Origin of the sequence: Rhodococcus sp. JVH1, assembly GCF_000280725.2 — a bacterium.
Taxonomy (GTDB): Bacteria; Actinomycetota; Actinomycetes; order Mycobacteriales; family Mycobacteriaceae; genus Rhodococcus_F; species Rhodococcus_F jostii_A.
The window spans coordinates 1,071,211-1,094,023 of the sequence record NZ_CP166290.1 but is presented as its reverse complement, the minus strand read 5'-3'; the positions used below and the strand labels follow the sequence as shown (position 1 = coordinate 1,094,023).

The 22,813-nt window shown below is 64.1% G+C and carries 21 protein-coding genes and 3 pseudogenes; 13 read left to right on the top strand and 11 right to left on the bottom strand.

Annotated features, from left to right (window positions below; all coding sequences use genetic code 11):
* The first annotated feature begins 170 nt into the window (after positions 1-170).
* On the top strand, positions 171-839 hold the full coding sequence (locus JVH1_RS42680; protein WP_157173999.1) for a tyrosine-type recombinase/integrase: 669 nt from the start codon (positions 171-173) through the stop codon (positions 837-839).
* Positions 836-1,735, top strand: a complete 900-nt coding sequence (locus JVH1_RS42675) for a tyrosine-type recombinase/integrase (protein WP_371113182.1) — start codon at positions 836-838, stop codon at positions 1,733-1,735. Before JVH1_RS42680 ends, JVH1_RS42675 begins: the two co-directional genes overlap by 4 nt.
* A 60-nt stretch (positions 1,736-1,795) precedes the next feature.
* Here the strand turns inward: JVH1_RS42675 and JVH1_RS42670 are convergent, their stop codons facing one another.
* The 5 genes from JVH1_RS42670 to JVH1_RS42650 all read right to left on the bottom strand — a co-directional run bounded on the left by JVH1_RS42670 (position 1,796) and on the right by JVH1_RS42650 (position 6,997).
* On the bottom strand, positions 1,796-2,836 hold the full coding sequence (locus JVH1_RS42670; RefSeq protein ID WP_043783119.1) for a tyrosine-type recombinase/integrase: 1,041 nt from the start codon (positions 2,834-2,836) through the stop codon (positions 1,796-1,798).
* On the bottom strand, positions 2,833-3,768 hold the full coding sequence (locus JVH1_RS42665) for a tyrosine-type recombinase/integrase (RefSeq protein ID WP_043783120.1): 936 nt from the start codon (positions 3,766-3,768) through the stop codon (positions 2,833-2,835). Before JVH1_RS42665 ends, JVH1_RS42670 begins: the two co-directional genes overlap by 4 nt.
* Complete coding sequence (locus JVH1_RS42660; RefSeq protein ID WP_371113181.1) at positions 3,765-5,000, bottom strand: tyrosine-type recombinase/integrase; 1,236 nt, start codon at positions 4,998-5,000, stop codon at positions 3,765-3,767. The genes JVH1_RS42665 and JVH1_RS42660 overlap by 4 nt, the downstream gene beginning before the upstream one ends.
* A 162-nt stretch (positions 5,001-5,162) precedes the next feature.
* Complete coding sequence (locus JVH1_RS42655) at positions 5,163-6,074, bottom strand: tyrosine-type recombinase/integrase (protein WP_063720719.1); 912 nt, start codon at positions 6,072-6,074, stop codon at positions 5,163-5,165.
* Positions 6,074-6,997, bottom strand: a complete 924-nt coding sequence (locus JVH1_RS42650) for a tyrosine-type recombinase/integrase (RefSeq protein ID WP_043782834.1) — start codon at positions 6,995-6,997, stop codon at positions 6,074-6,076. Before JVH1_RS42650 ends, JVH1_RS42655 begins: the two co-directional genes overlap by 1 nt.
* Before the next feature lie 174 nt (positions 6,998-7,171).
* On the opposite strand from JVH1_RS42650, the pseudogene JVH1_RS42645 reads away from it, so the two are divergent.
* Positions 7,172-7,476 (top strand): annotated as a pseudogene (locus JVH1_RS42645) (IS1634 family transposase); the annotation flags it as partial.
* 284 nt (positions 7,477-7,760) lie between these two features.
* On the opposite strand, the gene JVH1_RS42640 reads toward JVH1_RS42645, so the two are convergent.
* Positions 7,761-10,352: a tetratricopeptide repeat protein gene (locus JVH1_RS42640; RefSeq protein ID WP_009480576.1), complete on the bottom strand. Its 2,592-nt coding sequence runs from the start codon at positions 10,350-10,352 to the stop codon at positions 7,761-7,763.
* A 175-nt stretch (positions 10,353-10,527) separates the two neighbouring features.
* Here JVH1_RS42640 and JVH1_RS42635 point away from each other — a divergent pair.
* The 3 genes and pseudogenes from JVH1_RS42635 to JVH1_RS42625 form a co-directional block, all read left to right on the top strand.
* Positions 10,528-10,795 (top strand): annotated as a pseudogene (locus JVH1_RS42635) (reverse transcriptase domain-containing protein); the annotation flags it as partial.
* Between the two features lie 1,169 nt (positions 10,796-11,964).
* The gene (locus JVH1_RS42630; protein WP_009480574.1) at positions 11,965-12,675 is read left to right on the top strand and encodes an IS6 family transposase; all 711 of its coding nucleotides are present in this window, start codon (positions 11,965-11,967) and stop codon (positions 12,673-12,675) included.
* Positions 12,676-12,770: 95 nt separating this feature from the next.
* Positions 12,771-12,911, top strand: a pseudogene (locus JVH1_RS42625) (IS6 family transposase); the annotation flags it as partial.
* A 738-nt stretch (positions 12,912-13,649) separates the two neighbouring features.
* Here the strand turns inward: JVH1_RS42625 and JVH1_RS42620 are convergent.
* Positions 13,650-14,393, bottom strand: coding sequence for a GntR family transcriptional regulator (locus JVH1_RS42620; RefSeq protein WP_051033835.1), 744 nt, complete (start codon positions 14,391-14,393; stop codon positions 13,650-13,652).
* A gap of 166 nt (positions 14,394-14,559) precedes the next feature.
* On the opposite strand from JVH1_RS42620, the gene JVH1_RS42615 reads away from it, so the two are divergent.
* From JVH1_RS42615 to JVH1_RS42590, 6 genes are all read left to right on the top strand, one after another.
* Positions 14,560-15,447 carry a phosphate/phosphite/phosphonate ABC transporter substrate-binding protein gene (locus JVH1_RS42615; RefSeq protein WP_009480570.1) on the top strand — a complete coding sequence of 296 codons (888 nt, stop codon included), beginning with the start codon at positions 14,560-14,562 and terminating at the stop codon, positions 15,445-15,447.
* Positions 15,444-16,232, top strand: coding sequence for a phosphonate ABC transporter ATP-binding protein (gene phnC, locus JVH1_RS42610; protein WP_043782832.1), 789 nt, complete (start codon positions 15,444-15,446; stop codon positions 16,230-16,232). Before JVH1_RS42615 ends, phnC begins: the two co-directional genes overlap by 4 nt.
* Entirely contained in the window at positions 16,232-17,050 is an 819-nt protein-coding gene (phnE, locus tag JVH1_RS42605) for a phosphonate ABC transporter, permease protein PhnE (RefSeq protein ID WP_043782830.1), read from the top strand. The genes phnC and phnE overlap by 1 nt, the downstream gene beginning before the upstream one ends.
* Positions 17,047-17,754, top strand: a complete 708-nt coding sequence (locus tag JVH1_RS42600) for a tyrosine-protein phosphatase (RefSeq protein ID WP_009480567.1) — start codon at positions 17,047-17,049, stop codon at positions 17,752-17,754. Before phnE ends, JVH1_RS42600 begins: the two co-directional genes overlap by 4 nt.
* A 114-nt stretch (positions 17,755-17,868) precedes the next feature.
* Entirely contained in the window at positions 17,869-18,453 is a 585-nt protein-coding gene (locus JVH1_RS42595; RefSeq protein ID WP_009480566.1) for a TetR/AcrR family transcriptional regulator, read from the top strand.
* Between the two features lie 124 nt (positions 18,454-18,577).
* Complete coding sequence (locus tag JVH1_RS42590; protein WP_083849924.1) at positions 18,578-19,006, top strand: acyl-CoA dehydrogenase family protein; 429 nt, start codon at positions 18,578-18,580, stop codon at positions 19,004-19,006.
* On the opposite strand, the gene JVH1_RS42585 is transcribed toward JVH1_RS42590, so the two are convergent.
* From JVH1_RS42585 to JVH1_RS42575, 3 genes are read right to left on the bottom strand one after another with little or no spacing between them, the layout of a single operon-like run.
* On the bottom strand, positions 18,918-19,730 hold the full coding sequence (locus JVH1_RS42585) for an alpha/beta fold hydrolase (protein WP_009480564.1): 813 nt from the start codon (positions 19,728-19,730) through the stop codon (positions 18,918-18,920). The two genes, JVH1_RS42590 and JVH1_RS42585, sit on opposite strands and share 89 nt — an antisense overlap.
* Positions 19,727-20,845: a CaiB/BaiF CoA-transferase family protein gene (locus JVH1_RS42580; RefSeq protein ID WP_009480563.1), complete on the bottom strand. Its 1,119-nt coding sequence runs from the start codon at positions 20,843-20,845 to the stop codon at positions 19,727-19,729. The genes JVH1_RS42585 and JVH1_RS42580 overlap by 4 nt, the downstream gene beginning before the upstream one ends.
* A complete protein-coding gene (locus tag JVH1_RS42575; RefSeq protein ID WP_157174106.1) occupies positions 20,842-21,222 on the bottom strand; it encodes a hypothetical protein in 381 nt (126 codons plus the stop codon). Before JVH1_RS42575 ends, JVH1_RS42580 begins: the two co-directional genes overlap by 4 nt.
* A 247-nt stretch (positions 21,223-21,469) precedes the next feature.
* Between JVH1_RS42575 and JVH1_RS42570 the strand changes: the two genes are divergently transcribed.
* Positions 21,470-21,892, top strand: a complete 423-nt coding sequence (locus JVH1_RS42570) for a nuclear transport factor 2 family protein (RefSeq protein WP_009480561.1) — start codon at positions 21,470-21,472, stop codon at positions 21,890-21,892.
* Positions 21,893-21,913: 21 nt separating this feature from the next.
* On the opposite strand, the gene JVH1_RS42565 is transcribed toward JVH1_RS42570, so the two are convergent.
* On the bottom strand, positions 21,914-22,768 hold the full coding sequence (locus tag JVH1_RS42565; protein ID WP_009480560.1) for a mycofactocin-coupled SDR family oxidoreductase: 855 nt from the start codon (positions 22,766-22,768) through the stop codon (positions 21,914-21,916).
* Positions 22,769-22,813: the final 45 nt, after the last annotated feature.

Genomic DNA, 22,813 nt, shown 5'->3' with positions numbered 1-22,813 from the left:
TGGTCACCGAACGTGGTCTTGTCACGAGTTCGATATCGGTCAACCTCCGTGTCGCCGAAGTCTTCTGCAGGAAACGAGATCTCCGGTTGGAGGAGCTATCGGCAGCCGAGGTCACCGCCCATATTGTGGCGATATCCACACGCTCGAGCATCGGGTGGACGAAGAAGACGGTGAGTGCGTTGGCCTCGTTTCTGCGGTTCCTCCACGCCGTTGGCGTCACCGCCCAACCGCTTGCCGCGGCATTGCCGAAGCTCGCCGGACACCGTCGCACCGTGCCATGTGAACTCGACGAATCCGATTTCGCACGCCTGCTCGGGGGCTGCGACTGCAGCCGCGACGTCGGGTTACGCGACTGTGCGATCTTGACGGTTCTCTGGCGGCTGGGACTGCGCCGTGCTGAAGTGGCCGGGTTGAGGGTCGATGACATCGACTGGCGGCGTGGTGAAATCACGATCCGAGGAAAAGGCAACCGCCACGAGCTTCTCCCGATCCCCATCGACGTCGGTGACGCAATCGTGCGGTACCTGCACGATGGTCATCGTCGGGTCCCGCCGGGCTGCCGTGCGTTGTTCGTTCAGGTGAGAGCGCCAGAGGGCGCGATGAGCCCCGACGGTGTGGGTGACGTGGTGGCACGCGTGTCCCGCCGCGTGGGGCTACCCGCGATGAGTGCGGATCGGCTCCGGCACGGCACCGCGACCCAGCCGGTGCGCAACGGCGCGTCCTGGCCCGAGATCGCCCAGGTCATGCGGCACCGCACCGTCGCGGTCACTGCGTCCTATGCCACCGTCGACCCTGCGCTCACGAGCGAGTTGGCGCGCCCCTGGCCGGGTGCGCTATGACCGACGTTGCCGCCGCGGTCGACTCCTATCTCGCCATGCGTCGCGGTGTGGGCTTCGCGCTCGTCGATGCCGGATCGTTGTTGCCGGACTTCGTCGGCTACCTGCACCACAACGGCGCTGAACATGTCAGCACCGAACTGGCCGTCGCATGGGCAATCCAGCCGGTGAACGCCGGGCCGATCTGGTGGCGTCAACGGCTGGGGATCGTGCGCGGCTTCGCCGAGTACCTGCGCACCATCGATCCGGACACCGAGGTGCCGCCACGGGACCTGCTACCGGCACGGCAGCAGCGGGTTGCGCCGTACTTGTACTCCGCCGCCGACATCGCGGCGCTAATGGCGGCCGCCCGGGCCCTGAACCCGCCGCTGCGTGCCGCGACCTACGAGACGTTCATCGGGTTGCTTTCGGTCACCGGCCTACGACTGGGAGAAGCTCTCGCGCTCAACCGCGACGACCTGGACAAGAAGCGATTACTGCTCATTGTCCGGCACGCCAAGCGAGGAGGCCGAAATATACCTTTGCACGAGAAGACCTTTCGTGCCCTGCAACACTATTTCGAGGGTGTCGACCGTTGCTTCCCGCAACCCGTGTCACCGTCGGTATTCGTTTCGATCCGAGGCACTCGGATGAACAAAGACTCGATACACGCGACGTTTCCCGCACTGATCGACAGGGCCGGGCTGACCGGGCGCGGACAACGACCCCGGCCCCGGATTCACGACCTCCGTCATACCTTCGCGGTTCGCCAACTGGTCGACTGGCACCAACAGCACGCCGACGTCGATGCCCGAATACCACTGCTGTCGGCTGTTCTCGGGCACAGTGATCCCGCATCCACGTACTGGTATTACTCCGATTCTCGGGTTATTCCGATGCCCGCTCCTTCCTGCGCGTAAGAGGCCTGGGACCTTGGCTGACGCGCTCTGGCAACTATCGCCTGTCGGAATAATCCGGTGTCACTCCTTAAGTCCGCACAGGCGCTGGATGATGTCCTCGCGGTCGTGCCAGAGCGGGGTCGGCAGAGGGCTGCGGGTTGTTGCGCTGTTTGCTTTCTCGAGAGCGTGGCGCTTCATCTCGGTGTCGGCGTGTGCGTAGATGAGCGTGGTCTCAGGGTCGGCGTGCCCGAGCCACTCGGTGAGCAGGGCCAGTGGCATGCCGGCCTGGTAGAGGTGCATCGCCCGGGAGTGCCGGAGCATGTGCGGGTGGATCCGGGCCGGGACGTCGGAGCATCTGGCTTTAGCGGTGGCGGCGTGCTGGCGAATGAGCCTGGCGACGTTGTCGTCAGACATCCGCGTCGGACGATGATTCCGCCTGGTGTAGAACATCGGGGTCGCCGGTTCCGGGCTGGGGTGGAACACCGCGGCGTAGCGGCCGAAGTGCTGGGCCGTCTCGCTGGTGATGGGCAGGCGCCTGGGTTTGGAGCCCTTCCCGAGCAGGTCCACGGTGAGTCGCCTGGTGTCGATGTCGGCGAGGGTCATGGCGAGCATCTCGGCGTCTCGGGCAGCCAGGTCATACATGAGGATCATGAAGAACTGGTCACGCAGCCCGATCCGGGTGCCCGGGTCCGGGGCGGCGAGCAGCGCCGTGACCGCGTCTGTGCTCATGTACTTCACCGGTGCCGCGGCCGGAGCCTTGAGTCGCGGGATGGCGGCGAGGTCGGCAAGGTAGATCGTGAGCGTCGGCTCAGCGGCCGCCGCGTAGGTGAAGAACGACCGGATGCACGCCAGTCGCTGGTTGTAGGTCGAGGGCGTCCACGACTTGGTGGCCCGCATGTGTTCAAGGAACCCGGTGACGGTGACCCGGTCAACCATAGTGAAGGTGACCTTCTCGACACCGATGTGGTGATGTTCGGCGACGTAGCCTAGGAGCATGTTCCAGGTCTGGCGGCACGAGGTGATCGTGTTCTCGGCTGCACCACGCTGGCGGGGCAAAAACGCTGTGAACCACTCGCGAAGGTGCCGGTAGAAGCCGTCCGCAGCCTGCTGGCGGGTCTTCATGACGTCACCGCCGGGATGATGCCGGCCGCGCGGGTCAGGCCGGCCGCTGCGAGGCGCTCGGGCAGCAAATGCACGTACCACGCTGTCGAGGAGTACTTCTGGTGTCCCATGTAGGCGGCGAGGTAGGGCAGCCATGCCTCAATGTCTTTGCCTTCTTCGACCCACCGCATCAGGGTGCGCGCGGCGTAATTGTGCCGCAGCGTATACGGGGTTGAGGCCGGCGCGATCCCGCCCGCACGTTCGCAGCAGCGGTGGTAGCTGGCGATGAGCCAGGATGGGGAGTACTGACAGCCATGCTGGTCCTCGAAGAACCACTCTCGGTCCGCGCGCCGCATGTCGGCTAGGTGATCGAAACGGGCAAGCAGCCCGGCCAGGTCCCCGCTGACGGGGACATGGCGGTCCTTGTTCCGTTTGGAGCGTTCGATCATCACCATCGCGCCTTCGGCGTCAACGTCGTGGCGGCGCAGGCGGCGGGCTTCGGGCGGGCGCAGGCCCGCGCCGAGGATCAGCCGGAAGATGACCGGGATCGTGTACTCGCGGAACGGGCTGCGGTAATCGGCGTCGATGGAGTCGGCCGCCCGGAAGAACGCGGCCAGCTCCTCATCGGTGAACATGTGCGGTAGGCCGCGGGTCGGGCTGGCGATCCACGCGGACGGCACGATGAACGCGTCCACGCCGGCCAGTTGGAGGTACTTGCCGAACTCACGGACCGCGCGGCTCCGGTAGGCGCCCCAGGTGCCCGTCGCGGTGTCCCTGCACCAGGCGGTCGCCAGTTCCCGGGTCAGCACCGTTTCGCCGGGGTGATGCGATGAGCAGAACCTGTCGAAACCGGCCATCGCGTTTCGCATGTCGCGCAGGCTGTGTCCGAGCGAGGTTCGCCATTCGAGCATCGCCTCGATGTGGGGTGCGAAATTGCTGGTGAATGTGTTCATCGCAGCCCCTCCTTCGTGCAGGCGAGATCCTGCAGCGGCAGGCAGCACTGTCGGAGCTGCTCGCTGGCCAGAGCGAAGTAGGGGCGGGAGGAATTGATGCGGGCGTGGCCCAGGATCTGCGCGGCCAGCGGCAGGCCGGCGCCCGACTCGATGAGCCTTGTCCCCGCGGTGCGCCGCAGGGCATGGAAGGACTTGCCGTCGTGGGCCACATGCTCGATGCCGGCCCGGGTCAGGCGGCGGCGCATGAGGGTCGAGCCGGTCGAGTTCCCGAGCTTCACGAACGGCGCTTGGAGCCGGACGAACACTTCCGGGGCGTCACAATCGGGCCGGCCATGCAAGATCCATTCAGCGACGGCGTTGCCTGCCAGTGCTGACAGCGGCAGTACCAGCGGCCTCGATGTCTTGGCCTGGACCAGCCGGATCTCGTCGCGGCGCCAGTCGATCTCATCCAGGCGCAGTGCGACGATGTCGCAGCACCGCAGCCCGGTCGAGACCGCGAGCAAGACCATCGCGTAGTCCCTCTTCCCGCAGGGGGTCTCGGTCTCGATCCTTTCAATGAGACGGCCGGTCTCCTCACGGGTAAAGCACGGCAGCGCCCGCACCCGCCGCGGCGCGGCATGCGCGAGCAAGCCATCGATGCGCACGTCGCTAAGCCCGGCGGCGTTGAGGAAGGCGAAGAACCTCTTGAGCGACCACACCAGGTTGCCGATGCCCGCTGGCCGCTTGGGCGCCATCTCGACCATGAACCCTCGTACGTCGTCCGCAGTGACGGTACCGGGAGCACCCCGGCCGATCCGGTCGAGGTAGGCCAGGAAATGACGGATCTCGCTGGCCAGCAACCTCACTGATCCCGGGGCCAGCTCTGGGCCGGCCGCCGCGGCGAACTGTTTCAGTACGGCACGGGAACTCTCGCTGAGCGTGAGATCAGGGTCTGGGCTCATCATCCGCCAGACCACGGCGCCGGTTGCCTGGAGCTCCAGCATCATGCGGGCTGACTTCACCAGAGCCTTTCGCCTGTTCGGGCCGATCTCACCGCGGCGGGCACGCTCCTGCTGGCACGCGACGAACTCGTCGACCACCCTGGCTGACAGCGCGTCGAGGCCCCGCTGCTCACAAAACTTCACGACCACGCCGCAGCACTTGCGGTAGCGAGCGACCGTGTCTGCCGACAAGCCCACGCTTGCCACCACGCCGAGCACGGCATCAGCCAGCTCGGACACCATCAATCCCATGACATCGACCTTTCATTCGATGGAGCCGCCGGTTCGGATGAATATGGCGGCACCGTCACCATGGGCGGAGAACGTCAGGGAGAGGAAGAGGTCCCGTGCGCGCACCGGATTATTCCGACAGGCGATAGTTGCCAGAGCGCGTCAGCCAAGGTCCCAGGCCTCTTACGCGCAGGAAGGAGCGGGCATCGGAATAACCCGAGAATCGGAGTAATACCAATAGGTGTCGACCGGGTTGCAATGCCCGAGCCAGAAGGACAATACGGCGAACGTGTGCCCGGGATCGCGTCCTGTCCGGTAGGCCTCGACCATCGTCAGGGTGGCGAAACTGTGGCGCAGGTCGTGCAGGCGTGGACGGGCGCCGGCACGATGGCCCAGTCCGACACGGCGGACCAGCTGGCCGAAGCCGCCGCAGACGGTGGAGTAGGAGACCGCGGTGCCTGTGCCGGTGACGAACAGCGGCCGATCGGTGCCGGTGCCCAGATCGCGTCGAGGCGGGTCGTGGAGGTAGGCCCGTAACGCCTCGGTGGTGCTGGTATCGAGGCAGACGATGCCTTCGCGACCGAGCTTCGCGTGCCGGATCATCAGGGTGTTCTGCTCGGTGTCGAGGTCGCCGACATTCAGGTGCAGCGTCTCACCGATGCGCATTCCGGTGACGAAGAGCAGCCCGATGAGGGTGCGCATGGTGGCGGCACGCAAGGGTGTGAACACCGCATCGGTGGCGTCCATGAGGTCGACGACCTCGCAGGTCGAATACAGATACGGGGTGGCTCGGCGAGACGAGGTCGGTGTCTGCCGGGAGGCCGGCACGACAACGGGTAGGCCGGATCCGGCGAGGTAGAGCGCGAAGCCCCGCACGATCGACAAGCGAGCCGACACCCAGGAAGGTGCTGCCTGATCAGGGAGGTTCGCCCAGGTCAGCGCATCGGCGTTGCTGAACAGCAGACCGTCGTCGCGGCTGTCGGGCAGCGAGGCGACGAACTGCGGGAGCAATCGTTCTATCTTGCGGCTCGGTTGGAATCCTCGTGCGATGCGGAAGTCGAGGTACTCGTCGATGAGGACAGTCCAGGTGGGCATCACTGCCCCCTGACCGGCCACGGGCGGGCAAGGGGACGCATCGACGCGAGGTCGAACGACGAGTACGCCATGGTGACCTGCCGGGTGGCGTGACCGAGCAGCTCACCGACCTCCTCGAACGTGCCGCCACCGACGAGCACGGCGCGAGCAGCACTGTGCCGCAACCGGTGTGCGTGCACCATCCCCAGACCCGCCGTGCGGGCATTGCGCTCGACCACCTGCGTCACCGCCCCGCGGGTCATCGGCACCGGCGCCCCGTAGTTTGTGAGGAATACTTCACGGTGAGGGGTCGGAGTGGGACGCCGCTGCAGGTACTCCACCAAAGCAGAGCCGACATCGCCGGGAATGGGCAACTCGAGGACGTTCCCTCCTTTGACCCGCACCCTGACTTTCGCATGCGCCCAGTCGATGTCGTCGAGGCGAAGTCCGCCGACTTCGCCGGCACGTAATCCGAGCCGGGACATCAGGACCAGCAGTGCGTAATCGCGGGTTCCGCCCAGAGTGCGCCGATCGGGTGCCGCCAACAGGCGTACCAGTTCGTCCAGGTGCAGCGCCTTGGGGATCTTGCCGGACCGATGAGTGATCACCGGGCCGACTGCGCCGGTCAGATCCGAGCTCATCTGTCCGGACATCCACGCAAACCGCAGAAAGATTCGCAGCGCAGTTGCCTTGAGTTTCAGTGATTGTGGAGCGTAACGTTCGCCCAGATCTGTGACATACGAACGGACCTGTGGCCCTGACAACTGTTCGAGGTCGACCGCAGCTGCCGACTGCGCGACAGTGTTCAGGAACGCTCGTGCGTGTCGGGTGTAGCACTGGCGGGTCATCTCGGATGCGTTCTTACCCGTGATCAGGTAACGGTCGAAGTCCTTGATCGCGTCGTCGATCATGATCCAGCGAGTGCCATCGTCGGTGGTGGACATGGCTGTGTTTCCTTCCCTTTGACACCAGGGAACACCAGCATTACGCCTGACTCGGCATTCGGTGATTATGCCGAACAATCCACCGGTGACGAGGCGACTACCAGCAACGATGCGACCCATGTCGGCATAACCCCGACATCGTCCTAACCCTTCTTAGGTCGAGTTCGACCTAAGAAAGGCTACGTCACCAACATCCCCGCCACACTGATGGACTCGGCGAGGTGATCGGCAAGTATCACGACCTTCGGCATGTCGAGCAGTCGTTCCGCATGTCGAAAACCGACCTACGGGCGCCGCCGATGTTCCACCACACCCGCGACGCGATCGAAGCCCACCTCACGGTCGTGTTCACCGCGCTCGCGGTCGCGCTATCTGCAGGCCGAGACCGGGGTCTCGATCGGGCGCATCGTGAAACCCTGCGCCCGCTACAAAAAATCAGCCTGACCATCGCCGGCCACCCACACCGCCGCCGACCCGCTCACCGTCGAAGCCGCAGCCATCCTCACCTCGCTGGAACTACCGACACGCTGACCGGGGCACTAAAACTGCGCAAGTCAGGGCCAAATATCGAGCCTGGTCAATCTGCCGCGCCGACCGCGCGCCGCCCGTGGAAAGATCCCACGATTCCCGTTTGGACCGCGCTCCGCCGTCCTGGGTGGCAGGTAGTTGGTGGCTCGACCGAGTACCGACTAATCTCGCCCTCGAACGCCGCCCGAGCCGGTATGGATCTGGATATCGGCCGAAACCACGTATTTATGGTCTCCTAACGGGCCTCTCGCCTATAGAAGGTGCCGTCGTCGTTAACAAGCAAGTCCGGGGCGATCAGCTCAAGATCATGGGCGAGTAATTTTGTAAGGGGGTGTCCCCCTGGATACCAAGTGCGCATTATTTCCAGAGCTTGCTGATAACAGTCACGGGCTTGTGGGGTCATCCCTGAAGCCGCGTTGGATTGACCCAAATGGCGGAGAGCTATAGCAACCTGAGGATGGTCATCGCCATAAAACTGTCTGAGGAGGTGAAGTGCCCGTTCGTTGAATTTTCGGCCCTTCGCAGGGTCGCCGAGTGCCCGCCAGACAAACCCTAAGTGATCGAGAATCGCTGCATATTTAGGGCTATTAGTACCGAAGGCCCACCCTATGCCGTCCAATGCCTGCTTGAGCAGATCAAGAGCCTCTGGGTACTTTCTCTGATTCGCCAATGCCACACCCAAATTGTGCAGGTTGATAGCGGTAAAAGGATGGTCTAGACCGAAATGTTCTGTGTTGATACGCAGCGCACGCTCAATCAACACTTGACCCTTCTTCGGATTATCTTCCTCACGCCAAGCTATACCGAGTAGTTGGGCCGTGACCGCTTCTCGCGTGTTTCCAGGAGGAAAATTCCATTCAATAATGCGCAATGAGCGTTTGAGCTGTTCGATCGCGTCCGAATGTTTTCCGAGATCTAAGAGGGCAGTACCGAGTTGGTCGAGATTTTGCGCGACGACGGCGGCGTTGCGACCGAACGCGTTTTCGTTGATCTCCAAAGCGCGCACAGCGAGCACGCGCGCCGTGTCGGGCTTCCCCAGGTCAAGCCATACCCCGGCCAAGAAATTGAGTGTGCTGGCCGCCTTGGGGTCGTCAAGACCGAACGCTGTCTCGTTGATGCTGCGGGCGCGTTCAAGTAGCTTAAGCGCCTTCGTAGGGTTCCCCAAGTTACGCCAGGTATTGCCGAGTTCGTTCAGTGTGGCAGCCACCGTGGGGTCGTTGGAACCGAACTCTGTCTCGTTGATTTCCAGTGCCTGGTCGTACAGTTCCGCGGCTTTCGACAGCTGACCGGTAGCGTCATAGGCGATACCCAAGCGCAGCAGGCTGACGGCCGCCTCTACCGATCGAGGACCATGTGCGAGTTGCGTCAACTTGAGTAGTCGACGCGCGGGAAGAATTTCGGCCTGGCGATTCCAACGAGCGAGGCTGTAGTCTGCGGCCCGCCTGAGCCAGACCGCAGAAGGTTCGTCGAGGGACGTCACCTTCGCCCACGCGTTTCCAGCGATCTTGTGGTCACCGCTGATGTGCGCGCGGAAGCCGATTTGCCCAATTGCCTCGGAGTCGCCGTTCGTGTGAGCCTCACCGAGGGCCGCGTCCCAAATCTCCTTGGGGGGTGATTCACCCTCTGACAAGCGGAGTTTGGCGATCTGCTGACTTGTATCAAAGGATTGTCCATCTGAAGCGGATGCAGTGAGGAGCGCCTTCCCACCCACAACCGGTGCCATAGCCCATCCAAACGCTTCAGTCATGTGTGACGGCGTCAGGAGTGTGGAGCTAAATTTGCGCCTCAACAGCTTTTCGAGCTGTTGACGCGTAATCGACCGCGGGGTTCCGGTAGATGCCCACGCCGTCGCAACATCGACGATCGCTCGTGAAAGTGTGCAATCGTTTCCGTACTGCTCGAAGGAACAACTCGTCTGGCCGGCCCGCAGTCGGACCAGCAGGGCTGTTAATCCCTGGAATGCTATGGCAATACCTTCGCTGAAGTCGATACCGGGATGCGCTTCCTCCGCACGAGTTTGCTCAGCGAGTGACGGCAACCGATCAATAGAGATAGGCGGACCAAACTCCGCTGCTAGAGGCGTATTGTCAGCGATCCATGCTTCGTATCTGGTGGACGGAATGGTCGCCACGATGCGCATTCCGGCAGTTCCGGACAACCGACGCAATAGCGCCACAGTCAGCCCACCATCGCTGAATTGGTCGAGGCGGTCTAGCCACACCAACAGACGTGTAGGCGAGGTAAGTCTGGAGAGGATCTCAAGATCGTCGACAGCACGCTTGAGCCCATCTGGTGGTTCCGGTACAAGGACCACAGGTTTTGTATGTAGCGAGCGCGACAATTCGTAGGCAGTGCGTGTGGTACCGCTGCCGGGTACTCCTAGCAGCAACACCAGACCGCTGGACTGAAGTTGCTTCTGCGCCTTCTGGTCGATGTCCCGGGCGACATATGTGGGGAGGTAGTCCGTTTTGGATTCTGGGAGCCCCACTCGGTCGATCCCCAGATCGTATGGGTTAACGTCCGAGATCGAAGGGGCTGGCCATAGCCGAAGGCAGGTTTCCACCGCACGTTTCCATTGCGCGTCCCTCTGCTCCTGCTTGAGGCGTTTCCGTTCCTCCTTGTCCGCGGCCATTCTTCGCTCAGTGCGTACCTTCTCGACCACCGCCCCAATGGTGAGTAAACAGAGGGCTGAAGCCGCAGTGAGCTGTGCCCAGGTCGGCCAATGCAACCTAATGGCCGCCGTCGCGATCGCAGTCGCCAGCGCGATCGATATCGCCCAAAGCGCCCAGTCGGGAACCTTGTGGATCCTGGTGCTTACGAACTCCATCTCAGCCCCTTAGAAAACTAGGGTTACGCACAGTTGTATTCTGCCGGGCCGGGGTACGAGGGGTGCATGTATTGGCCGTTCTAGGTAGGTAGCGACGAAATCGAACGAATACCATCCTGGATCAGGGTTTCGATCGGAGGATCGAACCGTGCGCGGAAGTACGGATGAAGCAACCGTCCCGACGGTTGCGGATCGGGTCGTTCAGGCGGCGCTGAAGCTGGTGCTGGAACCGATTTCGAGGCCGACTTCCTGCCGGTCTCCTATGGGTTCCGGCCGAGGCGGCGGGCGCACGACGCAGTCGCGGAGATTCAGTATTTCGGCACCAAGGGTTATCGCTGGTGCTTGATGCCGTCATCGAAGCGTGCTTCGATTCGATCGAGCACACGGCCCTGAGGGGCCGGGTGCGCGCCCGGGTCGCAGACAAGCGCGTGTTGTTGCTGGTCAAGTCGTTCCCCAAGGCCGGAGTGATGAGTGAAACCGGCCATCGCGAGGACAATCCGACCGGCACGCCGCAAGGAGCTTTATGCACAGCTGAACATAAGCCGCCTTGTGGCGTGCCCGTCACCGGACGCCGCACCAGACCATCCTCCATCACGCCCGCGCGCAGGATCGCGCGCAGCAATTTGAGAACGGACTGGTCACAGACACGTTCCTCGATCGCCTGCATCAACTTCTCGTGCGGAATCGCCGAGAAGCAATTGGCAATTGTCCGCCTCGAACGCCGGCTCCAGCACGATCTTCAGTGCAGCAGTCGCGATCCGGTCACGAACTAAAAGGAATCGACAGCGGTCTCCGCTCATCTGCCACGCCCGGCTTCGGAATGAACACCCGCCGGGCAGGAAGCGGCCGATACCGCCCCTCCCTCAATTCGTCAGCCAACTCATCGAGCAGCCGGACCACGGAAGTACTCGTCGACCTCGACCAGGGTGACCCTGTCGATACCCGGTGCGCCCTCGTTGCGCGCACCTTGGGCCCACCCACGCCATAGGACGTCTCTGCGACAGACTTTGTCCCACAGCGCATGAAACTTCTCGCCTGGGATCGGCCTTGGCCGCCCGGTACAGCGCATGCTGCAACCCGCGAACCGGATCTGCGGGAGAAGATCCCGCAGCGGCGGAACTAGTCACCCCGACACTCACGAGCCCCTCCAATACAGCACTACACATCGACGAAGTAGCGGCCCTTCCCTCACCTGCGGTTATGTTGTCCGCTCGGCTCGAGCAGTACTACGGCCGCCTCCGACGCCTTCCCAGCCGCGACACCCACTTCCCGGGTTACCGGTTATACGGCACGCCGCTCCGAAGAAGCACCAATCCGCAGGTTCCCGGGCCGGGAAGGGGGCCTCCCCCGGTTCCCGCCGCCACTATCGATACGTTCGAACACCCCATACGCCGGAGAGTCCTTCGGTGCCTGCACTTTCCAGGCCTTGGGCACCTTCCGTGGCCTTCACCCTGATGGAGCGGGCTCGGCACTCTCACTTTCCCACCCACAGGGCGGGCTACCCTAACGCGCCGCAGGTTTCGCTTCATGCCTACGGACCGCATCCTCGCTCCCCCTATTACAGGCACTGTCAACTTGAGCAGGTGTGGTCAGCGCTGGCAGGATCCTGGTCGTGACCAGCGCAGAAGTATCGTACAAGGGATTCCGGTACCCCGCGGAGATCATCAGCCATTGCATCTGGCTGTACTTCCGCTTCCCGCTCAGCTTCCGCGAGGTCGAGGAGTTGATGCTGCAACGCGGCGTTGTCGTCTCCCACGAGTCCGTCCGGCAGTGGTGCCACAAATTCGGGCAAACCTACGCCGACCGGCTGCGCCGCCGCCGACCGCGACCCGGCGATAAATGGAACCTCGACGAGGTGTACATCCGCATCAACGGCCAACAACACTACCTCTGGCGCGCCGTCGACCAGCAGGGCAACGTGCTCGACGTCCTGGTCCAGTCCCGCCGAAACACCAAGGCCGCCATCAAGTTCTTCCGCAGACTGCTCAAGGGGCTGCAGTATGTGCCGCGGGTCATCGTGACCGACAAGCTCGCCAGCTACCAGCTCGCACACCAGCAGATGCTGGCGTCGGTCGAGCATCGTCGGTCGAAGTACCTGAACAACCGCGCCGAGAACTCGCATCAGCCGACGAGGCAGCGTGAACGCGCGATGAAGCGGTTCAAATCGCCTGGTCACGCGCAACGGTTTCTGTCCGCGTTCAGCGGGATCTCACCGCACTTCCGGCCGCGCCGGCATTTGCTCTCGGCGGCGGGATGGCGAGCTGAGATGACCGACCGCTTCGCGGCCTGGCAGGACGCGACCGGGACCGCCCCTGCCGCCTGAATCGCGAACAGCAGCAGGAACAGTCACCCAACTTCATCCCAAAACAACTACGCTGACGCACCTTCCAGCCAAGTTGACAGTGCCGGCACGCGGAACGATTCCTGTCCGCCTTCTCGGGCATCTCTCCGCATTTCCGGCCCAACCGGCACAGACTCTCGGCGCCCGAATGGCGTACCGAGATGGCCGACCGATACGCGGTCTGGCAGGACGTCACAGCGACCGACGCCGCCGCCTGAAAGTGGACGGCTCGGCGGCGTACCGTAGCCTCATTCCCCAAATAGACAGCGCCGCTGTATTGTTCAACTAGCGTGACAGTGTCGTTTCCTCGATATGAGTGCTACCACGACCACGATCGCCACGACCAACAGATATACAGACCAGATCAACAGGAACGGTCGCAGCCACCCGGCGTCGATCGTTTGCCCACGGTCGCCGACGCAATGCAACGTGAAATTGGTGGAAGTCCCGTCGCCGGTCGCATAGGTGTCCGACACGACTATTCCCTCGCTCGTTGGTTCTTCGCAGAGCAACGGTGCAAGGTAGACCGCCTGACCCAGCCAGATCACCGACGAAACCAACGCGAGAATCCGGACGGACGCGACGACACCGGCCCCACCAGAATGTTCGCATCACGACAGGTCGTCTCCGACGTGCGGACTCCACAGCCAATTCCACGGGTTCGGTCACGGCCGCTGCACCCGACCAGAACTCCCCCGGCATCGAACACGACCAGTGACCGTGACCGCGGTGACTCGACCGCGCCCCATGGACGGTCACATCGGACGTGCATTGCGCCCTCGGATGCCACAACCTGCTGGTGGCTCCGGACGGTGCGGTAGCCGCCATCTTGGGCTGGGAGATGGCCAAGATCGGCAACCCAGCAACGTACCAATCCACTTCGCGGCACGGGTGCGATCAGGTGTGTTCATAAACTTGCCGCCACCGTTCGCCGCAGTCGCACAGTCCCTACGTCGCTAATAGCTCGCGACGAATCTCACGCGGTCGCTGCGGCATGAACGGCTGATGTACACGGTGGGCGTGTCGTCCTCGTCGAGGTTCAGGCCGTCGCGCAGGAGAACCGGTGCGCCCGGAGGGACTCCGAGCAGGTCTGCCACCCGCGGCGACGCGGCTCCGGCGGCGAACGAACGCCATGCGGCCTTCAGACGCACCCCGTAGACGTCGCGCCAGACCGTATACAGCGGGACGCCGTCTCGCAGATGTCGGTCGATTCCGGCGAACCGGCGGTCGTCGATCCAGACCGAGTTCGCGAACCAGGGTTCGTCGTCGACTTCGAGCACGGTGTCGATGCGCCGTAGCCGGCATCGGGGCAGATACTCCTCGGCCTGCGGTGCGCTGGCGCCGAGCACGATCTCGCTTGCCACGAGCGACTCGGTCAGCGTGCGTCCCACGGACCGAAAAGCTTCGCTGAGGCCGTCGGCGTCGTTGATGTAACTGGCCGCAAGTTCGATGGGAAAGTGCTGGGGCGGCGGGGCGACGAACGTGCCCGACCCCTGCCGCGAAACAAGCCGGCCGGCCCGGGTCAGTTCGCCGATGGCCTGCCGCACGGTGAGCCGGTTGACCCGCAGTTCGGCGGCGAGGTCGGTCTCGGGTGGCAGTCGGTCGCCCGGTCGCAGCGTGCCACTGTCGAGTCGCTGCAACAGGACGTCCTGTACCTGGCGGTAGAGCGGCACCCGGGCTACGGACGTTTTGCTCGGCATGGACATAAGTCTAGAGGACAGTGACAGAGGGAGTGGGTGCGATCAATCTTCATCGTTACTGTTCAAGAGGCATTCACTTCCCGGACATGACGGGGCGTGGTTTACGCTACTTGTCTAGATGAATATTCGGACATCAACTTCGGATACATCTCGGAAAGGCCCGCCCGTGAGCATCAACCCGACCCTGCGCCGCACCTTGGCCGCTGCCGCGTGTGCGGTCACCGTGTCCGGCGCCGCCGCCTGTGGTGACTCCTCTGCCCAGGACGGCGCGCCCGCCGTGCTGAAGGTGGGGCTGCCCCCGGCGGAGGCCAATGCGAACCTGCAGGCGAAGTTTGAACCGGTCACCTCGCTGATCGCCACAGGCACGGGTAAGGCGGTGGAGGTGAAGCCGACGAGCGACTACCTGTCGATTGTTGAGGCGATGCGGTCCGGACTCATCGACGTCGCCGCATTCAGCCCGTTTCCGACGCCGCTCGCCGAGGCTGTCGCCGGTGTCGAGCCGCTCGTGGTGGCCAAGGGCGCCGCCTACAGTTCGGTGTTCGTGTGCCGCACCGGCAGCGGCATCGACTCGATCGACGATCTCCGGGGACGCAAGATCGCGTTCGTCGACGCCGGATCGACCAGCGGCAACTACATTCCCAAGCTGTTGCTCAAGCGGGCCGGGATCAACCCGGAGACCGAGATCGAGGGCAGCTATGCCGGCGGTCACGACACGGCCGAACTGGCCGTCAAGCAGGGTTCGGTTGACTGCGCCGCGGACGCGCGGTCGTCCTATCAGACGATGGTGGACAAGGGCGTGATCGACGGCGCCGAACAGACGATCGTCGCCGAATCCGACCCCATTCCCGTCTCCCTGGTGATCATCGCACGCAAGGACCTCGACCCCGCAGTGGAGCAGGGCATCGTGGACGCGTTCGTCAGCGGTGACAACGCGGCGGCACTCGGCGTGGTCGGGGCAACGAGCTTCGAGCAGGCTCAGGACAGCGATTTCGCGATCTTCCGCGACGCCGCAACCGAACTCGGTGTGGATCTCGAGGAGCTGTCGCGCAAATGACGTCGACACGAAACGAACCTTCGCGCGTGGAAGCCGACGCGGTGAGCTACCGATACCCCGACGGCACCGCAGCGTTGCACGAGGTGTCGGTGCGGGTGGCGCCCGGGGAGATCGTCGCGGTGCTCGGTCGTAGTGGCGCCGGGAAGTCGACGCTCATGCGTTGCCTCGCCGGCCTGGAGAGTCCGACGTCGGGGCGGGTGCTGCACGACGGGGTCGACCGCAGCGGGCTGCGTGGCCGCGTCAAGCGTCGATCGCACGCGCGAGTGGGATTGGTGTTCCAGGAGTTCCAGCTCGTCGAGCGGGCGACGGTGCTGTCGAACGCGCTGATCGGACGACTCGCGTACCAGCCGCTGTTGCCGAGCCTGGTGCATTTCGTCCGGCGCAGTGACCGGGAGATCGCCGTCGAGTCCGTCCGCCAGCTTGGTCTCGAGGAGCAACTCCGCAAGCGGGCGGACGCGCTGTCGGGTGGGCAGCGTCAGCGGGTGGCGATCGCTCGTGCGCTGGCGCAGCAGCCGGATATGTTGCTGGCCGACGAACCGGTCGCCAACCTCGATCCCGTCCTCGCGCGTGGGGTCGTCGACGACATCGTGCGGCTCGCCCGCGACGAGGGCCTCACCGCGGTACTGAATCTGCATGACGTCGAGTTGGCACGCCGCGTTGCGGACCGGCTCGTGGGCTTGCGGGCGGGACGACTCGTATTCGATCGGTCGACCGAGACCATCTCCGACGCCGATCTCGATCTCCTGTACGCCGATCCGGCTCGCACCCTCGCAGGAGTGCAGTGATGACACTGGACGCAAAACCCGCCGAGAAGACGCCTGCGACCACCGATCTCGCGGCGCTGCGCCGACCCTCCTGGCAGACCGGCACCGGAGTGATTGTCGTGGTGGCACTCATCCTGTGGTCGGCACAGACCGCCGAATTTTCCCTGAATGCGCTTCTCGACGGACTGCCCAATATCGCGGACTTCGTCGGCCGCATGTTCCCGCCCGACCTCGCCATTCTCCCCACCGCTGTTTCTCTGATGGGTGAAACCCTAGCTATCGCGGTCATCGGTACCGCGGTCGGTGTCCTCCTCGCGCTCCCGTGGGCGCTGCTCGCGGCGCGGTCGGTGTTCGGTCAGGCCTGGCTTCATCACACGGCGCGGGCCTCGATCAACGTCACGCGGGCCGTCCCGGAACTGATGTGGGCGCTGCTGTTCGTTTCGGCGGTCGGGTTGGGCCCACTCGCGGGCACCCTGGCGATCATCATCGGATCCGCCGCTGGGATGGCCCGGCTGTTCGCCGACATCTTCGAGACCATGGATATGCGCGCGTGGGAGGCGGCCGCCGCGGCCGGTGCCACCCGCACTCAGCGCATCAGCTGGGTATTGCTGCCACAGTCCGTGCCGACCATCGCCAGCTACACCCTGCTCGTGCTCGACGGGAACGTGCGCGCCGCCTCGCTCCTCGGCATCGTCGGCGCAGGCGGCATCGGCATGGAACTCACCCAGCAACTCCGGCTCTTCGAATACGGAAACGTCCTCACCATCGTCCTGGTCGTCCTGGTGGTCGTAGTTGCGCTCGACCGCGCCGCCTCTTACCTCAGAAGGAAACTCATATGACCGTCACCGACATCGACATTCTCCCCAACCTCCGCGACCTCGGCGGACTCCCCGCCACTGACGGGCGCCGGACACGTCCCGGGGTGTTGTACCGCAGCGCACTGCCGATCGCAGGCGATACCTTCCCGACCACCGTTGCGACCTGGCCTGCTCGCACCGTCATCGACCTCCGCAGTCCGCGCGAGTTCGCCAAGGCGCCGCATCCGTTGCGGTCCTCAGACACCACCGTTTTTCAGGTACCTCTCATGTCCGACGACGACGTGTCCCAGCCACACCAGGGCCGCCTGATCGCCGACGTGTACCAGGGCGTGCTCGACAACTCCGGACCGGGACTGGCCCGAATCCTCGATATCGCCTCCACCGCACAGCCACCCGTGCTACTCCACTGCGCGGCAGGCAAGGACCGCACCGGCATCGCGATCGCCCTTCTGCTCCGCATCGCCGGAGTCGAACCCGACGACATCGTCGCCGACTACCTGTCCACCAACGAGCACATGGACGCCGTCTTGGCCCGCATCGCCCGGGTAGCACCCGAACTCGCGTCTACCGACCGCGATCTCGCCGGCGCCGTTCCGGGCGCGATCCACGGCGTCCTCGAACGGTGGGAAGCCTTCCCTGGCGGTATCGTCCGCTGGCTCGGAGGCCACGGCGCCACCAACCAGATGCTAGGGCGGTGGGTGGACCGGTTCACTGTCAGCGAGTAAGAGGCAAAGTCGAGGATGCGTGTGCCTCCGACAGTGCTGCTTTTACTCACCCCGCCGCCAGTCCAGGAGCGGGCCGTCACACCGCGTGACCGATCGTTCTCATAGACTGGTCCGATGACACGGGAAGAGCAGATCCTCGAGGCTGCAACGAAGCTGTTTTCCGAGCGAAGCTTCGACGGCGTCGGTGTGGACGCAATCGCAAAGGAGTCGGGCATTACCGGGTCCGCGATCTACCGGCACTTCACCAGCAAGGACGAGATCCTGTCGGTCCTGTTCGACCGCGCCACCGACGCACTTCTCGTGCGCATCGGCCGGCCGCTGGCGGATCCGCGGGACGAGCTGCGCCGCCTCGTCGACGCCCACATCGAGTTCTCGCTGAGCATGGACCGACTGGCCAGTATCTGGGCACGGGAACAGCGTGCCCTGTCGGACGCCCACCGCCGCAACCACCTGCGACGACAGCGCCAATACACTGACCGATGGATCGACTGCCTCAACGCGTGCTATCCGGGTCACCTCCGTGAGGACCTCGCCGCGACGGTGCGCGCGATGCACGGGCTCATCACCTCCGACATCACGCGTCCGCGCCGGACAGCGCGGCCCTCGCACCTCGCCGAACTGCTGGCGTCACTAGCCTTCGCGGCCCTCGATTCACTGCAGTCAACGGCTCCGCGCCCCGCGGCGACCCCGGCCGGCTGAGGGCCGAATATTTTTTGCCTTAAGGTCGCAAACAATCTCTACTTCAACGTTGCGCCAGGTTAGTCTGACGACGCGGCTACTGCAGAACGACTACTCCCCCGACGAACGAATTCGACCTCCGCCGATGGCCATGCAGGTCGACCTCCAGACTCCTATCTATCGAGCGACGCAGAACACCGGAACAGGCTTCCCGGCCCCCTTCGCGGGGTCGGTGGCGAAGTGCTTCTCGAGCGAAATGGCCAGGCAGGACTCCGACCTCGCCATGCAGCTCCATGGCGGCTATGGGTTTCCGTCGAGTACGAGGTGGAGCGACTCCGCCGTCACGCGCATGGCTGGGCACTGGCGGGCGGTACTCCGAACATCCAGCGGATGCGGATCGCCTCCGAGTACCTCGCTCGCCGATTCGATCAACGAACCTGAGCGCTCCCCAACTGACCGGGCACGGCGGGGCTCGGCCATTTCCATCAGCCGTCCGAGGTCACCGTGTCGATTGCTTCCTCGAATCGGTGGGGAACCTCAAACATCGGGTAGTGCCCGCACGCGGGCAGTGTGACGAGATCGCTGCCCAGCCTTTCCTGTAACCAAGACGCGCCTTCGGCGGAATGCACCGGGTCGTCCGCGCCGACCACTTGTACGACGGGCACGGTAAGCTCACCGACTCGCGGACTGAGATCGGTGCACAGGTAGCTCTCGTATGACGCAACCGCTGCCCATGACGGCATCTGGATCGACAGTGCCGCAAGCCAGTCCAGCAGCGCCGTTGTGGGCGGGACGTGGAAGCCCGCGGCGATGGCGCGCCGACGGGCGCCGATGCGATCGCGTGCCTCGTCCTCGATCATCGAGGGCAGAACCCGCTGTGCCGGCAAACCGAATGGATAGTTCTCGGTCCGGGAGGCACTGACCGCGTTGCTGCCGACCAGGACGAGCCGCCGCAACCTCTCCGGATGGTCGAGTGCGATCCGAAAGGCCACCTGACCGCCATAGGACCATCCGAGCAGGTCGGCGTCGCGAAGATCGAGCGCATCCAGAACAACCCCGAGGTCCGCTGCATGCCGCTCGATCGTGTATCCCTCGAGCGGCTTGTCCGACGCCCCCGTGCCCCGTAGATCCACGCACACCACCCGCCGACTCGGCGCAAGTCGACGGACCAGTCCGTCGAAGACGTCGTGACACATACCGATGCCGGCCAGCGCAATGATCGGGCGGCCGGACCCAAGGTCCTGGACGGACAGACTCACGCCGGCCTCCACCTCGATCCGGCTCGTTCCCGTGCTCACGGCTCTCCATTCCTGCCGGCGAGCCGCGTGACGTCTGCAGCAGACAGACCCCATTGTTGCAGGACCAACACCAAGGCAACGGTTTCGATGGGTCCGGCCTTCCTGCCGCCGAATCGCGGTGCCGGGGACGGAACCGTCAACTCGTTCTGCTGACGGAAGGAGTCCCGCGCGACATTGTGCGGGTGGGAAGGTGCCTCGTCGAGGGTGAGGACCGGGGTTGCGCAGGCGTCTGTGTGCTGAAGCAGATCGGTCCATTCCTGTCTCGTTCGCGTGCGAAACACGGCGGCGAACCGCTCCTTGGTCTGCGGCCATCTGTCGCGGTCCCATTGCGGGGCGTCGGCGGTCGTGATATCGAGAAACCGAAGCAGTTCCACGTAGAACTGCGATTCGATAGCGCCGACCGCCATATGGCCGCCGTCGGCTGTCTCGTATACCTCGTAGAAGGGCGCACCGCTGTCCAGGAGGTTGGTGCCCGGACGATCCCAGCCGCCCGCCGACTGAAAGGCGAAGAACAGGGTCGCCAGCTGTGCGGCACCGTCAACCATCGCGGCATCGACGACCTCCCCGCGGCCTGTCCGGGCCACCTGCACCAGTGCGGAGACGACGCCGAGGGCGAGAAGCATGCCGCCACCGCCGTAGTCGCCGACGAGATTGAGCGGAGCGAGAGGCCGCTCCCCATCTCGTCGAATCGCACCGAGAACACCGGCGATCGCAAGATAGTTGATGTCGTGTCCTGGGACCTGCGCCAACGGCCCGTTCTGGCCGTAGCCAGTCATCCGGCCGTAGATGAGCCGCGGATTGACGGCCAGCAGCTCGTCGGGACCGAGGCCCAATCGCTCCATGACGCCCGGCCTGTAACCCTCCAGGAGGACGTCGGCCTCGGCGACGAGACGACGGACCGAGTCACGGTCGTCCGCATCCTTCAGATCAGCAATTACCTCGGTGCGACCACGCAGTTCCGCACCGGTCCCGGGAAGCCCGCCGGGGACGGCGGCGCCGGCGCGCTGAACCCTAACGACCGTTGCGCCCATGTCTGCGAGCAACATCCCGGCGAACGGCGCGGGCCCCATTCCCGCGAACTCGACAACCTTGATCCCCGTGAGCGGCCCAGTCACACCGTCTCCACATTTGCGGAGGCAGCTGCAAGCATCATCGCCGCGGTGTCCCAATAGAACGCCTGAATACCCGATGCCTTGTCGTCGCGGAACGTCCACCACTCCAACGCCCGTGACCAGCTATCACCGATTCGGAAGTGCAACTCCACCAGTACATTCCACCCGTCAGCACAAGGGTCCACCAGTACGGTCCCGATCCGCATGGCCCCCGGGCCGCCGCTGTGTTTCGCCGCAGAGGTCGAGAATCGGCGGACCCGCTCGATTCCGTCGAGCCGGCCGCCGCCGCGCAACGATTCCGGCCGATGCACGAAGGAGTCGGTCGAGAAGTGCTCGACAACGAATGCGTCAACAGCTTCAACCTCACCGTTGTCGATCAACTCGTAGTAGCGCTCGACTGTTTCACGCGCGGTCGCTCTGCTCGCGGCGTGTGCTCTGGGGTTGTTCATGGCCCTCGTTCCTCAATGTCGGTCGCAGCACCGCCACGACGATTTCACAGTTTTCGAAAAGTCGTTCTTCAATAGTTCGTTCCTGAGAATCAATCATTGGAACGGAATACTTTTCCCTCGTAGCGTTTTTCACGATACGCTGACCGCCAGATCCGAACACAGAGGAGTGATCGTTCACATGACTGGTACACCGTCCACTCGCGAGATCGTCGAGACCTTCACCGCGGCGCGCGGCCGCAACGACGCGGACTCGATCAGCGCCCTGCTCGCGGAGAACGTCGAGTGGCACCCGCCCTACGCGGTACGCCCGCGCCCGTTCGTCGGGCGCGACCGAGTTGTCAAAGCCCTCACCGGTGGTACGACCGGGCCGATCCTCGATGTCGACTCGATCAAGCGAGAGATCTTGGAGACCGTCGTAGACGGTGACACCGGAGTCGTCCGTCAGCTCATGACCGCGACACTGCACTCTGGCGGCGAGTACCGGAACGAATACTGCTGGGTCTACCACTGTGCGGACGGCCAGATCGTGCGTCTATTTGAGTACGGTGATTCACTCGCCACGGCCCGCGCCGGGTTCGTCCCGCTGCGTCCCGGCGAGTAGTCCCCGCCGGAACCCTCGAGATCAGTCGACTGGTGCCGCGTTGACTCCGGCGATAAGTAGATGCCCGGAGTCGACCGGCACGGTCACGCCGGTCACGTTCGACGCCAACTCCGAGTTGAGGAACAGCGCCGCGTTCGCAATCACATCCGGTGACATGAACGTCGAGCCCTTGAGCGCCCCATAATGCTTGCCGGCCGTGATGACGTCATCTCGCGTGCCTCCTGGGTGCCCGGCATACATGTCCCATGCCTTCTGGTTGTCTGTCATTCCCGTGTAGACCGCACCGGGACTGACCGCGTTACATCGGATGCCGTGCGGCGCCAACTCGAGTGCGATGTTCTTCATCAGACCGATGACACCGTGCTTGGCCGAAACATAATGGGCATAGCCAAGTCCCGGCTCGAGGCCGTTGACCGACGACGTGATGACGATCGAACCGGTCTGACGCTCGATGAGGTGGGGGGTCACCGCCTTGGCGGACCGCCACACACCGGACAGATTGATGTCTATCATGTCGGCCCACTGTTCCTCGCTGATCTCCCAGAACGGGTTGCCCGACCAGATTCCGGCGTTGGCGATGAGCACGTCGATCTTGCCGAACGCGGCAATTGCCCGCTGAACAACGTCGTCCAGTTGCTTCTGCGACCGGACGTCGGCCGTCACGCCGAGGGCGCGGCGGCCGAGAGCCTCGACCTCCTTGACAGTCCGGGCCATGTCGTCTTCCCGCGCGAGCGGGTACTCAACGGTCTCGAGGTCTTCGACGACGTCGACGAGAACCACGTCCGCCCCCTCCCTGGCGGACGTCACAGCGTGCGCTCGGCCCTGGCCCCGCGCACCGCCGGTGATGAAGACGACCTTGTCTTCGAGCAATCCCATGATCTCTCTCGCTTTCTCTCCGTGGGTAATTCACGACAGGTAAGT